This is a genomic window from Wolbachia endosymbiont of Chrysomya megacephala (assembly GCF_008245065.1).
Taxonomy (GTDB): domain Bacteria; phylum Pseudomonadota; class Alphaproteobacteria; order Rickettsiales; family Anaplasmataceae; genus Wolbachia.
On record NZ_CP021120.1, the window covers coordinates 537,387 to 552,709 of the forward strand.

Consider the following 15,323-nt stretch of genomic DNA (forward strand, 5'->3'; position numbering starts at 1 on the left):
GCCTATTCAAAATTAACTAGATATTATACCAAAAGCTTTACCTAATCTCAATTTATACCTTTTTATCAGCTTATTTTATTTGGAGTAAATTTAGTTATTGATTAGTTATAGCAAAGTTTGCATACTGATATTTAGTTAATGGTAAGAGGTGGCATATGTTAGATTATATTAAAAAGCTTTTGTGGGCTAATACAGTACCTGATAATGAGAGTCGAGTTAAAAGTTCTTACACGCATATAGTAGAGAAACCTTCTTTTGGTGATGCAGCTTCAAAGTTGAGTAAGGAAGAAAGGTCAGAAGAGCATCTTGTTCTTCTAAAAGGTAAAGGCAATAGCTCTGGTACAACTGTAACAGAAGGATCGTCTAGTATTCAGAATGCAGTATCAGGCAAGGACAAGCGTGGATATATCAAATTAGACAGTGATGAAGAATGGGATAAATTCTTTGAGTTACAGAATGATTCTGACACTAATATTACGAACAAAGAACCTTTTTCTCCGAAGAAAGGAGAATCTCACTATCATGGTAAAGAGATTGTAGGCAAGATTGCTGACCAAATTAAGGCAGAGATATCGAAGGTATATACCATAGAGTCCATAATGATAAAAGAAGGCAAAAGGGAAGGTAATATTGTTTATCCTACCGTAAGAGTTGTGCTACATGCCAATAAAGAAGGAGTAGATATAGCTAAACTTCTAGGCGGTAGTATATGTAAAGAGTATGGTGTAAGAACAATTACATTTTGTCATCCTAATCAAGAAAAAAAGAGAGGGGCATGTTGCTATATTAATAATGATAGTGATAATGAGGAAAGAGTTTATGAAATAATTAGTGGGTTATATGAAATGACTTTAAAGTGGTATGTTGATGGAAGAGAATGCAAAATTAAAGTTAACATTGATGGTAATAATGGTGTAACTCTCCTTGAAGGCAACGGTGTTACTGCAGAGCAGTTGCGTGCAAATAAAGAAGTCAAAATAGGTAAGAGACGTGAACCAAAATCTTTATATGAAGCGTTAGTACCGCAATTGCAACAAAAGAGCTCTGAATCAGTCAAGGTTTTACAGCAGCCTTCAACAGATGTAACAAATGTGACAACAACACCAACTTCTACTTCTCAGAGATGTAGGTATCCTCTTATCTAAATAAGGAAAAGCGAAAATAGTATGAGTTGCTTGCAAATGTAAGTAACTTGTACTTCTATGATGAATAACACAATATTACCAAGAAATTTCTATGAACGGCCAACTTTAACCGTAGCTGGGGAGCTGCTAGGCAAGATGCTGAAATTTTCTAATTTTAGTGGAATAATAACTGAAGTTGAAGCGTATATAGGAATGGATGACCCAGCTTGTCATGCAGCAAGAGGCTATACTAATCGAACCTCAGTAATGTTTGGTACGCCAGGGTTTTCGTACGTATATTTTATATATGGAATGTACTATTGTCTAAATATTGTAACAGAAGCAGAAGGATTCCCAGCAGCAGTGTTAATACGAGGATTAAAGCTCACTGAACCGCTTGAAGCAAATTTAGGCGGGCCAGGCATACTGTGCAAAAAATTAAACATTACAAAAGAACATAATAAACAAGACCTGACTATAAGTCATGAATTTTGTCTCTATGAATATCACCTCAAACCAGATTATGTGTGCACTCCAAGAATCGGAATTAGTAAAGGCAAGGAGAAATTTTGGCGATTTAAAAGTTGCGTTTTAGCAGACATGCCTAAAATCACACTCAACAATAAATATTAGACCTCCTGCATAAACTAGATAAAAAGGCAAATAGCCTTTTATGTTTACCAACAATAGACTTCTTGGATAACCTAAGGATATTTTTTGATCTTCTGTGGGGGAGTTGAACATTCCCTTTTTATAAAACTTTTGCATACTCCTATTTAACTTTAATAGCTCTTTATCTTCCTGAAATCTGGATGTTTTATCAATGCATCTTCTATTCAGCCGTTAGCAAGAACTTTCACTTATTCCATAGCTTTGCACTATATGGAAATATGTACGGTATTTACACAAATATTCGAGTGCTATTAATAAATATATTTGGTTTTCCTCCTCTTGCCTTTTTCTTGGCCTCTTCCTCTATTAAAATTTCTATTATTTTTCCAATGTTTTTCTTTTTACTCCTCTTAGTCTTCGAAGCTTCTCTTCATCAAGTTTACTTATCTGCTCAAAATTTATACCTTCCCTAATATTGCTTCTACTACTTGTTTCTTAAGTTATCCAAGAAGTCTATTGTCTGTTCAGATACGAGGTAGCTGCTGCCATTTGAAATATTTTATTCACCTAAAATTACATTCTACCTATTTTAAAGTAGTTTAAAAAAACTTTATAGACTGCATACAAAAGACCTAACATCTTTAGCAATGCCTTCATAAATCCTTACTAAATCCTCACTTAGTATTGAAGGATTTCCACAATCAGAAGCACTACATATTTGCGGATCTAGAGGAACTCTGCTCAAGAGTTTGACTCCCAGCTCTTCAGACATTTTTTTTGCACCACCTTTTCCAAATATGTGTATTTTTGAATTATCTTGAACAAAATAGCTCATATTTTCCACAATGCCGATAATTGGCACGCTGAGCTTTGTGAACATATCATAAATTTTTTGTGCATCGATTAAAGCAAGCTCCTGTGGAGTTGAAACTATTATTGCTCCAGTTAAACTAAAATTCTCCATCAGACTTAAATGTACATCGCCAGTGCCAGGCGGTGTATCAATGATTAAATATTCTATATCAGACCACCTTGTTCCCATTAGCAAATTGTAAAGTGCTTTTGTGATCATAGGTCCACGCCATATTACTGCGCGGTCCTTATCAATAAAATAGCCAATTGAAATAGTATAGAGACCATGTTTCTCTATAGGCATTGCTTTACCACTCTGTATTTCTGGTTTTAATTTCTCAGTGCCCAACATTTTAGGAATCGAAGGACCATATATATCTGCATCAACTAGCGCAACTTTATGTTTTAATTCTGCTAACGAAAGAGCTAGATTTAGTGCAACTGTCGACTTACCCACACCTCCTTTACCAGAAGCAACGACAATTATATTTTTCACTCCTTCGATATGAAGTTTAGCTTTTTGTTGCCTAGCTTGTTTTTGACCAGTAGCAACTACAGTAACCTTTCCTACTCCCGGTATCGCCTTAACAGCTTGCTCACAATTTTTTCTTAATTCTTCATTTGGCTCAGTAACTTCAAGAGCAAAAGCAACATCTTTACCCTTAATAACAATTGAGGATACTACACCAACATTCTTACCACTTTTCTTCTCTATAACCTTTTTTAGGCTCTCTCTTACGATTTCCTCATTAACCTGTGTAAAATTTTTCCAGAACATATGATGAAATTTTTTCTATTGGTGTATACTAACATAGAATAATTAAACTGCACTGACTTTAAAACGAGGTTACAAGAATATGCTAAATCATCAAAATTTAACACGAAAACAAAAAGATTTGTATTTTTAGCTAAAAAGATCTATATGGAATGGAAGGAGCATCAGCGATATCTTGGAAGCAGTTTCAGGAAATGATTTACTAAAGTTCTTATCACTTGATATACTACACAATTTCCAAGAGGTGGGGAACGCACTTTAACACTACTTAGCCTAGCTATACATAGAGACAATAATGAATGTGTTAATTCTATTTAGAACAAGCTCAAAACAATGGTATACTACAAGATATTCTTACTGCTCCAAATATTATAAACTATCAAAATGGTTTGATGTACACCTTAACATCGCTTGGCTTTGCCATACATCATAATAAGGGAAGGTATATTAATGTTATTTTAACAACAGCCCAAGAAAATGGTATATTACAAGATATTCTTTCTTCTAGAAATATTGTACAGTATTTAAGTATTATAGCGTGTACTTTAACGCCACTTAACTTTGCTATATATAAAGGCAATAACGAATGTATCAATTCTATTTTAATACGAGTTCAAAACAGTGATACACTACGAAATATCCTTACTTCTAAAGATATTGTGCAGTTTCCAGGCGTGACGTATGTCATTAAACCATTTGCCTTTGCTATATATAAAGGTAATAATGAATGTGTCAATTCTACTTTAATACGAGCTAAAAATAGTAGCATGCTACAAGATGCATTTACTGAAGTAAGTACTGTACTGTTTCCATATGGTAGATATACTTTGAATGCTTGTGAGCTAGCTGTAGTTGTTAATGAGAACAATGCTAGTATTAGGACTGCATTAGATAATGTATCTATTTCTTCTAGGTATGTTAGAGAAAATAGCAAAGTTAATTAATTTCTTAAGTAACTCTTTCTTGCAAGTACTACTTTTTTATGTATCTGTTCAGGCAATGGCGTTAACTTAAGAGAATGAATTAGCAAGCTCTCCTAAAGACATTATGGCGTTTAGGCTTATCTACTTTATTGCGGCTATACAATCTTCAAGTTAACTTTAGTGCGTATTTTAAAAAGGGCTTGAAAGTTTTTTGGTGCTAATAAGCACCTGATAAAGTTTCTGTCTCATTACACCAAATAAAACTGAAAAATTTAAACGATACTCAGCAATTTGATCTGGGTTCCAAGGCTCTTGTGCATTACACATATGAAGTATTGCACATGACCAAGTTTGCACAAAATTCTTGTTTCTAAATTTATCCCAGAAAAATTCTCTAATTCTGCTTCTACTTTGAGTCGTTTATAGCACTCCTCTATGTGACACTTAATAGATAAGCTTTACTGATATCTTCTTTATTGAAATAAAATAGAAACCAAAGGTCCTATTTTTTACAGTATTTTATTCCTTAACATCTTTTCTTAAGTTGACGCTATTGGGCTTTGTTGCATCGCTATCTACGATGAATAAAAGATAAAATGTAGAATATCAGTAGCTTATTATTCTAGCATTTATAGTAAGGACAATCAGTAAATATCTAAATTTAAGTAAAAGAAGTTTTACTATCATTCACTAATCTAGCTAGAATTCAAGAATTTCAATGCTTTAGCTATTTTAAGTAGAATTAAATTTACTAGTACAAACAATAAATTACTATTCTTAAATTTAATCAGATAGATTGCAAAAAATAAGATTTTCAATAAGCTGCTTGTATAGTTAGCCTTTCATAGATAGTGATGCAACAAAGCCCGCTGGAATCTAGTTCATATTATATATTTATCTGATAAGTTCCATGTATGTGTAATTTATTTAAATTGACTTCTTATCATATAATTAAATACATTATTGAAAATTAAAGGTAAGGTTATAGCAATGGAAATTTCAAATTGGCACGAATTATTGAGTTTAGTTAATGTTGACAAAGATTTAAGCAAAGATAACGTAATTGAAAAAATACAAAATGAGCTGAAAAGATATTCAAAGGAATATGAAGAGTGGGAAAAGTCTGGCTTTGATATAAATTATGTGTTTAAAGATGGTGAAAAAGCGACTCTTTTGCACTTGGTGGCTTCCTTTAACCTAGAAAATATAGCGAAGGCTCTCATGGAAAAAAGGGCAAATGTTAATGAAAAAGATGTAAAAGGAGATACTCCTTTACATAATACTACTTATCTTGATAGTATAAACATAGCAAACGCTCTCATAGAAAAAGGTGCAGATGTTAATGCAATAAATATATGGAGAAGGACTCCTTTACACTATGCTGCTTTATTTCGCAGTATGGCCATAATAGATGCTCTTGTAGAAAGAGGTGTCAATGTTAATGCAGTAGATATGTGGGGAGAGACTCCTTTATACTATCTTAATTGTCCAGCAATTAAGAAAGGGTGGATTGCCGGTGGAGTAACTGCATTATTAGGTACTGCTATATCTATAGCACTTTTTACAGCCGGAGCAATTACAGCTGAGTTAATACCTATAGTTATAGCAGTAGTTGCAATTACAGCAACAGCATTAATAGTTGGCAATGCTATATATAAATTGTCAAAGCCTGACACTCAAGTTGATAAACCAATCTCAGCAAATCGACAGCAAGAAACTGCTAGCGATAGTAGGGTTGCCTAGCGATTCTGCCACAGTGTCAGCTGCTTTAATGATATCCATTTGTTCCTATAATTGTCTTTTCTTGGCTACCTTATTTTGCTATTCTGCTGAACAGAGACAAATTTACTTTCTTACTTCACTCACTAAAATTTTAATATGTCGTTTCTTTCCTGCAGATAATTTTATAAATGGCTGACCTTTAAAGCTTTCAGAGTTTATTGTATAGTTAACATCGTTTATAGTATTATCATTAACTTTGCATCCATTGCCTTGTATTAAACGCTTTGCTGCACCTTTTGAAGGTTCAAAACCGGTGTCATACAGCAGGTCTATCAAGGGTATACCATTTGCAATTTGTTCTTTTGTAATAGTGTAACCAGAAAGCAATGAACTGTCTTCATTTTCAAAAGCAGAGATTGCAGCAGATCGTGCAAGTTCGGCTTCTTTGCAACCGTGACATATTTTCGTCACTTCTGTTGCCAAAACCTTTTTTGCTTCGTTTGTTTCTTGATCCTTCAAGGACTCTAGTTTTTTAATTTCATCAATTGGTAAATCAGTGAAAAGCCTCAAAAAACGACCAACATCTTGATCATCAACATTGCGAAAATATTGCCAGTAATCATAAGAATTTAGCATGCTGCCATCAAGCCATACTGCCCCACTTTCAGTTTTGCCCATCTTTTTTCCTTGTGCGTTTAATAAAAGAGGTGTGGTAAGACCAAACAGCTCAGGTAAATTTAACTTTTTGCTAAGTTCAATTCCGTTTACTATATTTCCCCATTGGTCTGACCCTCCAATCTGGAAACGACAGCCATACTTTTTATTCAACTCGACAAAATCATAGGCTTGTAACAACATGTAATTAAACTCGAGAAAGCTTAGATTTTGCTCCCTATCTAGCCTAATTTTCACACTATCAAAGCCTAACATGCGATTTACAGAAAAATGTGTCCCTATATCACGCAAAAAGTCTATATATTTTATGTTATCTAACCAATCTGCGTTGTTTACTATGATTGCACCAGTTTTTCCATAATCGAAAGATATCATCTTCTCGAGGGTTTTCTTTATACCAAGTATATTTTGATTGATATCTTCTATCGGCAAGACGCTTCTTGCTTTGTCTTTACCAGATGGGTCACCAATTTTTGTTGTGCCACCTCCAAGTAGAACTATTGGCTTATAACCGAATTTTTGTAGGTGACGGAGCATCATGATTTGAATGAGACTGCCAATATGCAAACTTGGTGCCGTACAATCAAACCCAATGTATGCAATTATATAATTATCTTGTGATAATAGCTGGTCTAACCTATCAATGTTTGTACATTGATATAGGTATCCTCTTTCTTGAATGAAGTTTAAAAACTCGGATTTATGTTTCATAATATGTTATTTTGTGTGTAAACGGTGTTGTTAACGATGGTGTCATTCCAGTGCTTGACGCTGGAATCCAGTTTATTATGAAATTTCATCAAAAATGTTGTATAGTGTGCTCGTTTATGATTAAGTTTTCTAGATTCCAGCGTCAAGCACTGGAATGACACCACCAACTTCATAAGGGTTGCCTTCAAAATTACAACATTTGAAAGTGTATACCAGCTACCTGGATAATCAATTCCATAACTCTTCTATCTTATAATATTCTCTTACTTCTGGCCTGAATAGGTGAACCATTATACCTTGAAAATTCACAATCACCCAGTTACCTTCATCCATACCTTCTACATCTATTTTATCATATTGCTTGAGATTTTTCATCACGTGCTCAGCTAATGCTTTTACATGGCGGCTCGAATCACCGGATGCAATGATCATATATTTTGCAATGACAGTTTTATTCTGTACATCAAAAGTAACTATATCTTGACCTTTGTTTTGATCTATTACATCTACAATTGTATTTTTTATTGATTCTGTATCACCATTCATTATTCTAAATTATATAATTTATCTGTAATGATACACTCAAAATTTCTGAATATGAACTATTTTTGATATGTTTCTAGTGTGACGTTTATAATACATATATTTGTAATATATGATAGTTTTCTGATGGTATGATCATTTACTTAATCGGATTTCCGGGTAGTGGCAAACTTACGATTGCAAAAGAGCTGTGTAATATTATTGATGGGGTGATAGTAGACAATAACCTGTTTAATAATATTATATTTGGTATGATTGACTTCAGAAATGCTGAGGTTACAAGTGAAATATGGGAAAAAATTTTTGTGATTAGAGAGAATATGTTAGCAATATTGGAAAAATACCATATAGAATCAAAGCATTATATATTTACAAACGAATTGATAAAAGGTGATTCCTATGATCAAAAAGTATACAACTCAGTGGTGAATTTAAGTAAAAAAATGAACGTGGAGATTCTCCCTGTGGTGTTATATTGTAATAGTGGAGAACTAGTAAAGCGCGTTCAATTAAAGGAAAGAGAGCAGGAGAGAAAAATTACTGATTCAGATTTTGCTATGAGAAGAATTAAAGGAAAGAAACTATTTGTCCCTCAAGGTTCACTTGAAATTGATAGCTCAAACTTAAGCGCAAAAGAAGTTGCAAAAAAAATTGTTGAAAAAATGAATAGTAAAAAAGTAGTTGGAACTTCTATGATAGATAATTTAGCAACAGAGAGTATTTGTGATTAGTGAGGAGAAAGAGTATCGCCCTTGTGTTGGCATAATGTTATTTAACAAACAGGGAAATATTTTTATTGGAAAACGTTTTGATAGTGACTCTTATTGGCAGATGCCACAAGGAGGAGTTGATGAAGGTGAAGAGCTAGAGCAGGCAGCGCTACGTGAGCTATTGGAGGAAGTTGGTACTGATGAAGCAGAAGTTGTGGCTCAAAATAAAGAGTGGATATATTACAACTTACCCGAGGAAGTTATACCGATATGCTGGAATGGGAGATATTCTGGCCAAAAGCAAAGGTGGTTCTTAATGAAATTTTGTGGGAAGGATAAGGATATTAATATTAACTATACTGATCATCCAGAGTTCAAAGAGTGGCGTTGGCAAAATGTGGATGATTTGGTAGCCAGTGCTATACCGTTCAAAAAAGAAGTTTATAAAAAAGTGATAGAAGAGTTTTCTTCTATCATAAAAGGATCTATTTATGATAGTTGATTCTCATTGTCATCTAATTTATTTTTCTGATGATGAAATACCAAAGGTAATTTCAAGAGCAGAGCAAAATGGTGTGAGAATTTTGCATAACATATGTATAAGCATTAATGATATCCCTAAATTATTAAAAATCTCTTCATCCTATGATCAAGTCTACTGCTCCGTTGGTATACATCCGCTTGATACTACTGTGGAAAAAGGTGAGTGTATAAATGCTGATGAATTGATTGAATTTACTAAGGGCAAAAAGGTAATTAGTATCGGTGAAACCGGATTAGATTTTTATAAATCTGATAACAAAAGCAATCAAAAAAAAAGTTTTGCATCACACATAGAAGCGGCAAAAGTAACAGGATTACCTTTAGTTATTCACACTAGAAGTGCTGATAGTGAGATGATTGATATGTTAAATTCAGAAATGAAGAAGGACGCTTTTAGTGGAGTAATGCATTGCTTTGCTTCTTCTAAAGAGCTTGCTTATAAGGCTATGGACTTGGGATTATACATTTCATTTTCTGGAATTATTACTTTTAAAAATGCGAACTTACTAAGAGAAATTGCACAAAATGTGCCACGTGAGCGTGTTTTAGTTGAAACTGATGCACCTTACCTGTCACCTGAGCCTTACAGAGGAAAAAAAAATGAACCAGCAATGGTGAAATACGTTGTGAATTGTTTAGCGAAATTATGGAATGAATCGCCAGAAGAAGTAGCAAAAATAACTACAAATAATTTTTTTAGACTGTTTTCGAAGCTTGAGCTCAAAGAAATTCTATAGGGCAATTAATTTAGCTGACAGAGCTCTTTTACTGCACTTACAGATTTATAAAACATCTCTTGTTCACTATCGTTCATTTTAACTTCTAGAACTTTCTCAACTCCATTTTTGCCAATAATAGTAGGAACACCAATGAATAAGTCTTTCACACCATATTCACCATTAAGATAAGCAGCGCATGGTAATATACGCCTTTTATCTTTTAAGTATGATTCTAGCATGCTTATGGCTGAAGATGCAGGAGCATAGTATGCAGATCCAGATTTAAGTAGATCAACTATTTCTTTTCCACCATTACGAGTGCGCTCAACTATTTCATCAACTTTTCCTCGCGTAATCACACCCATCTCAATGATTTGGGTAAGTGGAATGCCAGCAATTGAAGCATAATTGATTAGTGGTACCATAGTGTCACCATGTCCTCCAAGCACAAAAGCAGATACATCTTCGACAGAAATATTTAACTCACTTGCAAGAAAATAACGAAAACGAGCAGAGTCAAGCACTCCTGCCATACCAACAATCATATTAGTTGGCAGGCTTGAAGATTTGTATACTACTGAAACCATAGCATCTAAAGGATTGGTAACCACTATTACAAATGCGTTTGGAGAATGTTTTTTAATATTTTCCCCAACCTCTTTCATTACTGCAGCATTAGTTTGCAGAAGGTCATCTCTGCTCATTCCAGGTTTTCTGGCAATGCCAGCAGTTATTATAATTGCGTCAGAGTTTTTTATATCTTCATACCTATTTGTACCAGTAATATTGACATTAGATCGATCAATAGGAGATGATTCTGTAATGTCAAGTGCTTTACCTTGTGGTATTCCATCGCTTACATCAAGCAAAATAACATCTCCTAGCTCTCTTAGTGCAATCATATGGGCAAGAGTCCCACCGATATTTCCTGCACCAATCAAAGATATTTTTTTTCTTTGTGCTGTCATTTTCTACTCCTTTATATTTACTTTTGTGGCTTTACTAACTTCCCAAGGGGATAAGCTGTCAAACATACGAAAATCTTGTGGTAAGTCTATAGGATTATATACAACCTTTTTTGCCTCTATATCGTATCTTACTTCCTCGTAGCCAGTGAGAGGAAAATCTTTTAACATTGGATGACCTTTGAATCCATAATCCGTTAAAATCCTACGTAAATCTGGGTGATCAGAAAACTCTATTCCATACATATCAAATACTTCACGCTCAAACCACGAAGCTGCGTTAAATATCTTTGCTACACTTAGAGGTATATCACCTTCACATAACTGAAGCTTTATGTGCACTCTGATATTGTGTACAACGCTGAGCAAATTGTATATTAGCTCGAAACGTTTTTCTCTATCTGGGTAATCAACTCCAAAAACGTCAACTAATAATTCAAGCCTACACTTTTCATCATCACGTAGAAAGAGTAAGTGATTTTCAATGTCATTCAAAGCTGAATATATTACAATAGTGCCATCATTTTTCTGAATACATTCACATTTAGTCTTTTTTTGTATGTATTTTGCAGTTTTATCCATGCTATATATTTTTAGTTCGTTTTATTTTATTTTGTAGACATAGCATTCCATATAGCAACGCCTCAGCAGTTGGAGGGCATCCAGGAACATACACATCAACTGGCACAATTCTATCGCAACCACGGACTACTGAGTAAGAATAATGATAATAGCCACCGCCATTTGCACAACTTCCCATAGAGACGACGTATTTGGGATCTGCCATTTGATCATAAACTTTACGCAATGCTGCTGCCATTTTATTAGTTAACGTGCCAGCAACAATCATAACATCTGCTTGCCTTGGGCTTGCACGAAAGATTATGCCATATCTATCAAGATCATAACGACTGGATGCAGTGTGCATCATCTCTACTGCGCAACATGCAAGACCAAATGTCATTGGCCACAATGAACCAGACCTTGCCCAGTTCATTATATAATCTATTAAATCGCCAAATTTAGTGATAAGAAAACCTTCTTTTTTGTAACGATTCCAGTCGCCATTAGATAAATTTATTCCCATTCCAACGCACCTTTACACCACTCATAAAGAAAGCCTATAGTAAGTATTGCAAGGAATATCATCATAGACCAAAATCCGCAATAGCTTATTTTAGATAAAGAAACGGCCCAAGGGAAAAGAAAAGCAATTTCTAAATCGAATATTATGAACAATATTGCAACTAAGTAAAATTTTATGTCGAAACTTTTTCTGGCTCTTGATAAAGGATTAAAGCCACACTCATATGTAGAAAGCTTTTCACCATCTGGGTTACTGACTGCAAGAAACATAGGTAATACACCTAAAGTAAAGGATACTACAATTGATACACAGATAAAAATTAATATGGTTAAATATTCACTCATTTAAAAAACATATAACACTATGAATTTACATGCTTTCCTAATCTTTTACCACCTAAAATATGTATGTGAAAGTGCGGTATAACTTGCTCTCCATCTTTACCGTGATTAGTAACTAATCTATATCCTGTTTTTTCTAAGTTATATTTATGTGCTATTTCTCTAACAGTTTTAAAAAAACTTACTATTTCCTCTTCGGAAGCTTTCAGAACAAAATCATCGTATGAAACGTATTGAGCTTTTGGTATAACTAGAATATGAACTGGTGCATCAGGATACTTATCACGAAAAGCCAGCACATTTTCATTTTTATGTATTTCCTCATAAGACAACTCACCTCTTAATATCTTAGCAAAGATATTAGTGTCATCATAAGCTGTACTACCCATACTTTATTAAATTCCTGGTCCTCTTCTATTTTGCTTATGATTTGGTGTAGAAGGTGGGCTTATTGCTGCTTCGCTAGAAGCATCTTCAAGACTTGAAACGTCGTCTTTTAGCTGTATATCTTGTCCACGCAAAATTGACCCATAGTCCATTTGGTGTCTTTTTGAAAAAGTTTCTATTCTATTTGCCCTTCTTGCAGCAATAACTTCTGGTTGTAAATGATACATATCTCCAGGAACAGTTAGGCTATGATACCTTTCCTCTATTTGAACTTCTTTCATAACACTCTCCATAATTTATTTCCCCCTACCTCTTATGCTTTCGCAACTTTCAAAATCTTGTTTAATAGCTTTTTGCCAATTATTTAAAATTTTCTCTGATGACTTTTCTTTATCCATAGGCCTTACAACTTCCTGTGACTTCTGCTTTTTACTATCATATCCACTATACAACTTTTCTGCAATACCATACAGCAATTTCCGATCTGTGTGAACTTTAAACTCTCCACCAGTAATTTTTGCCAAATTTTTAAGATCACAATCAATCTTATTATAAATTCCTTCAAGAGCGTACTTTTTCATTACTTTTTCATCCATACCTAGATTTTTATCTTTTATTTCTTGGATAATTTTTTCAACATCAACTTCAATTACAATTTTGTTTTCTTCTCTAAAAATAGTTATATTGGGCAGATCTTCCCTTACTTCATCTAATTTCTCTGGACTCAAGTAAGGTATATCCCCCGTTAAAGTTCTTGACGCTAAAAAACTTACCTTACCTTTTTCTTGTTTTGTTATTTGTATGCCGAGGTACTTACTAGCTTCTGTGGTTTTTATAGGTGGGTCATATTTCTCTTCTTCTTTAGGCAAATCACTCACAGCGTTTTTTAATGAAACTTTAGCATCATGCTTCATTTCATCAATTGAAGCAAACGGTTTCTTCATAGGATAAATAAGTGCTTTAGGCACAAGAAAAAACACGCCTTTTATCTTAGCCAAAATAGACTTTTTATTTGACTCATCTTTTGCCATACATACCTCCAAGTCACTTTCTACAATCAGATAGTAAAACACACTCAATTATAGACGAAAATATTTAAGCTTGTATATCTATTATAAGATGGAATTATAGAAATAGCAATCATTATTTGTACATTACCAAAGTATGTAGTATTTTTGCTGCTTTTCTTGTTCAAATTACCTTTAAAGATAAATTATGTTAAAATGGAACGCAAATAATATTATAGATGCTACTGGCGGAAGAGGGGAGGGTGTTTGTAATTCGGTGTATAGCTCAAATATTTCAACGGATACAAGAAGCATAAAAAAAGGTGATTTATTTATTGCTCTCAAGGGAAAGAAATTTGATGGGCATGATTTTCTACATGAAGCATTTTTAAAAGGAGCTGTTGCTGCGGTAGTAAGCGAAGATAAATATAGAAATTTTCCTCTAATTATTGTGCAAGATACTCTAAAAGCTTTGCATAATATGGCATCATATTACATTAGAAATATTCTTGTTAATGCTAAAGTTATCACAATTACAGGTAGTGTTGGGAAAACCACTACAAAAGATATGCTTAACACTGTTTTGTTGCATTATGGAGTATCTCATGTAAATGAAGGTAACTTGAATAATAATATAGGATTGCCTTTTACGATTCTAAAAGCGCCAGAAGACTGCCAGTATTTAATCCTTGAAATAGGAATGAGTAGAGCTGGTGAAATAAAAGAGTTATCGAAGATTAGCAATCCGGATATTGCAGTTATTACCAACATTGAACCTGCGCATGTTGAAAACTTTTCATCTCTACTTGATATTGCGCAAGCGAAATTAGAAATTCTACATGGTATGAAAAATAATGGTACTTTGGTTTTGAATAAGGATAATGAACATTATGATTATCTCTTATCAAATGCTAACAGAAATGTAGTAAGCTTTGGTAAGAATGAAAGTGCTACTGTTTGTTTGTTAGAACTAATAAGAGACGATAACGGTCTAAATTTAAAAATCAAACTGAACAGTGGTCAAATTATGAACTGTAATTTACCTGTAAAAGGCGAACATTTTGCATACTCTGCATTAGTTGTTACAGCAGTTTTGCAAAGTCTCGAACTTGATTTATCTAAATTACCACTAGCACTTGAGAATTTTACTGTAACAGAAGGTAGAGGTAATGTTCATCAAGCTAAATACAATGGAAAATTAGTACATTTGATTAACGACTCCTATAATGCTAACCCTACTTCAATGAAGGCTGCAATAAGAACTTTAGGTACATATTCTAATTTAAGAAAAGTGGCACTACTTGGCGATATGTTAGGACTTGGTAATGAAAGCATAGTATTTCATACAGAATTGCTTGACTCTATAGTAGAACAAAATGTGAATAAAGTTCATACAGTTGGTAAATTTATGTTAGAATTGAATAAACTTTTACCGGAGAATATAAAAGGCATGCATTTCGATGATTCTAACCAATTGAAAAGTAATTTAGCTAATATTGTTCAAGGTAATGATGTAATTTTAGTTAAAGGTTCTCATGGAATGAGAATGGACCTTATAGTGCAGGAATTCACAATAGAATATTAAATAAAACTATTGTATTAATTTAAAGTTAAGTTATTGGAAGTT

Annotated in this window: 18 protein-coding genes and 2 pseudogenes; 8 read left to right on the forward strand and 12 right to left on the reverse strand. The window is 33.6% G+C overall.

Going from position 1 to position 15,323, the window contains the following annotated elements; all coding sequences use genetic code 11:
• The first annotated feature begins 155 nt into the window (after nucleotides 1–155).
• Nucleotides 156–1,145, forward strand: coding sequence for a hypothetical protein (locus tag CAI20_RS02560; protein WP_007302270.1), 990 nt, complete (start codon nucleotides 156–158; stop codon nucleotides 1,143–1,145).
• 60 nt (nucleotides 1,146–1,205) lie between these two features.
• Nucleotides 1,206–1,757: a DNA-3-methyladenine glycosylase gene (locus CAI20_RS02565; RefSeq protein WP_012481934.1), complete on the forward strand. Its 552-nt coding sequence runs from the start codon at nucleotides 1,206–1,208 to the stop codon at nucleotides 1,755–1,757.
• A 213-nt stretch (nucleotides 1,758–1,970) separates the two neighbouring features.
• On the opposite strand, the pseudogene CAI20_RS06635 reads toward CAI20_RS02565, so the two are convergent.
• Nucleotides 1,971–2,198 (reverse strand): annotated as a pseudogene (locus CAI20_RS06635) (helix-turn-helix domain-containing protein); the annotation flags it as partial.
• Between the two features lie 148 nt (nucleotides 2,199–2,346).
• Nucleotides 2,347–3,366, reverse strand: coding sequence for an Mrp/NBP35 family ATP-binding protein (locus CAI20_RS02575; protein ID WP_019236868.1), 1,020 nt, complete (start codon nucleotides 3,364–3,366; stop codon nucleotides 2,347–2,349).
• A 389-nt stretch (nucleotides 3,367–3,755) separates the two neighbouring features.
• Between CAI20_RS02575 and CAI20_RS02580 the strand changes: the two genes are divergently transcribed.
• Nucleotides 3,756–4,307, forward strand: a complete 552-nt coding sequence (locus tag CAI20_RS02580; RefSeq protein ID WP_007302267.1) for a WD_0033/WD_0034 family tandem repeat-containing protein — start codon at nucleotides 3,756–3,758, stop codon at nucleotides 4,305–4,307.
• Between the two features lie 79 nt (nucleotides 4,308–4,386).
• On the opposite strand, the pseudogene CAI20_RS02585 reads toward CAI20_RS02580, so the two are convergent.
• Nucleotides 4,387–4,767 (reverse strand): annotated as a pseudogene (locus CAI20_RS02585) (IS4-like element ISWosp8 family transposase); the annotation flags it as partial.
• A 509-nt stretch (nucleotides 4,768–5,276) separates the two neighbouring features.
• Between CAI20_RS02585 and CAI20_RS02590 the strand changes: the two are divergent.
• Nucleotides 5,277–6,029, forward strand: coding sequence for an ankyrin repeat domain-containing protein (locus CAI20_RS02590; protein ID WP_007302265.1), 753 nt, complete (start codon nucleotides 5,277–5,279; stop codon nucleotides 6,027–6,029).
• A gap of 102 nt (nucleotides 6,030–6,131) precedes the next feature.
• Here CAI20_RS02590 and tyrS read toward each other — a convergent pair whose 3' ends face one another.
• Nucleotides 6,132–7,394 carry a tyrosine--tRNA ligase gene (gene tyrS / locus CAI20_RS02595; RefSeq protein WP_012481931.1) on the reverse strand — a complete coding sequence of 421 codons (1,263 nt, stop codon included), beginning with the start codon at nucleotides 7,392–7,394 and terminating at the stop codon, nucleotides 6,132–6,134.
• Between the two features lie 228 nt (nucleotides 7,395–7,622).
• Nucleotides 7,623–7,940, reverse strand: coding sequence for a ribosome silencing factor (rsfS, locus tag CAI20_RS02600; protein WP_007302263.1), 318 nt, complete (start codon nucleotides 7,938–7,940; stop codon nucleotides 7,623–7,625).
• A 128-nt stretch (nucleotides 7,941–8,068) separates the two neighbouring features.
• Between rsfS and CAI20_RS02605 the strand changes: the two genes are divergently transcribed.
• From CAI20_RS02605 to CAI20_RS02615, 3 genes are read left to right on the forward strand one after another with little or no spacing between them, the layout of a single operon-like run.
• Nucleotides 8,069–8,668: an AAA family ATPase gene (locus CAI20_RS02605; protein ID WP_019236870.1), complete on the forward strand. Its 600-nt coding sequence runs from the start codon at nucleotides 8,069–8,071 to the stop codon at nucleotides 8,666–8,668.
• Nucleotides 8,661–9,149, forward strand: coding sequence for an RNA pyrophosphohydrolase (locus CAI20_RS02610; RefSeq protein ID WP_007302261.1), 489 nt, complete (start codon nucleotides 8,661–8,663; stop codon nucleotides 9,147–9,149). The genes CAI20_RS02605 and CAI20_RS02610 overlap by 8 nt, the downstream gene beginning before the upstream one ends.
• The gene (locus tag CAI20_RS02615) at nucleotides 9,139–9,927 is read left to right on the forward strand and encodes a TatD family hydrolase (RefSeq protein ID WP_007302260.1); all 789 of its coding nucleotides are present in this window, start codon (nucleotides 9,139–9,141) and stop codon (nucleotides 9,925–9,927) included. The genes CAI20_RS02610 and CAI20_RS02615 overlap by 11 nt, the downstream gene beginning before the upstream one ends.
• A gap of 5 nt (nucleotides 9,928–9,932) precedes the next feature.
• Here CAI20_RS02615 and mdh read toward each other — a convergent pair whose 3' ends face one another.
• Genes mdh through CAI20_RS02650 form a run of 7 tightly spaced genes read right to left on the reverse strand, consistent with a single transcriptional unit; the run spans nucleotide 9,933 to nucleotide 13,720 of the window.
• Nucleotides 9,933–10,877 carry a malate dehydrogenase gene (gene mdh / locus CAI20_RS02620; protein WP_007302259.1) on the reverse strand — a complete coding sequence of 315 codons (945 nt, stop codon included), beginning with the start codon at nucleotides 10,875–10,877 and terminating at the stop codon, nucleotides 9,933–9,935.
• Nucleotides 10,878–10,880: 3 nt separating this feature from the next.
• Nucleotides 10,881–11,456, reverse strand: coding sequence for an NADH-quinone oxidoreductase subunit C (locus tag CAI20_RS02625; protein ID WP_007302258.1), 576 nt, complete (start codon nucleotides 11,454–11,456; stop codon nucleotides 10,881–10,883).
• Between the two features lies 1 nt (nucleotide 11,457).
• Nucleotides 11,458–11,961, reverse strand: a complete 504-nt coding sequence (locus tag CAI20_RS02630; RefSeq protein WP_007302257.1) for a NuoB/complex I 20 kDa subunit family protein — start codon at nucleotides 11,959–11,961, stop codon at nucleotides 11,458–11,460.
• Nucleotides 11,952–12,305 (reverse strand): NADH-quinone oxidoreductase subunit A, encoded by a 354-nt coding sequence (locus CAI20_RS02635; protein WP_012481929.1) that lies wholly within the window; start codon nucleotides 12,303–12,305, stop codon nucleotides 11,952–11,954. Before CAI20_RS02635 ends, CAI20_RS02630 begins: the two co-directional genes overlap by 10 nt.
• Before the next feature lie 17 nt (nucleotides 12,306–12,322).
• Nucleotides 12,323–12,691, reverse strand: a complete 369-nt coding sequence (locus CAI20_RS02640; protein ID WP_006014413.1) for an HIT domain-containing protein — start codon at nucleotides 12,689–12,691, stop codon at nucleotides 12,323–12,325.
• Nucleotides 12,692–12,697: 6 nt separating this feature from the next.
• Complete coding sequence (locus tag CAI20_RS02645) at nucleotides 12,698–12,982, reverse strand: hypothetical protein (RefSeq protein WP_019236871.1); 285 nt, start codon at nucleotides 12,980–12,982, stop codon at nucleotides 12,698–12,700.
• 3 nt (nucleotides 12,983–12,985) lie between these two features.
• Entirely contained in the window at nucleotides 12,986–13,720 is a 735-nt protein-coding gene (locus CAI20_RS02650; RefSeq protein ID WP_149168768.1) for a hypothetical protein, read from the reverse strand.
• 184 nt (nucleotides 13,721–13,904) lie between these two features.
• Here CAI20_RS02650 and CAI20_RS02655 point away from each other — a divergent pair, with 184 nt between their 5' ends.
• Nucleotides 13,905–15,281 carry a UDP-N-acetylmuramoyl-tripeptide--D-alanyl-D-alanine ligase gene (locus CAI20_RS02655; RefSeq protein WP_019078639.1) on the forward strand — a complete coding sequence of 459 codons (1,377 nt, stop codon included), beginning with the start codon at nucleotides 13,905–13,907 and terminating at the stop codon, nucleotides 15,279–15,281.
• Nucleotides 15,282–15,323: the final 42 nt, after the last annotated feature.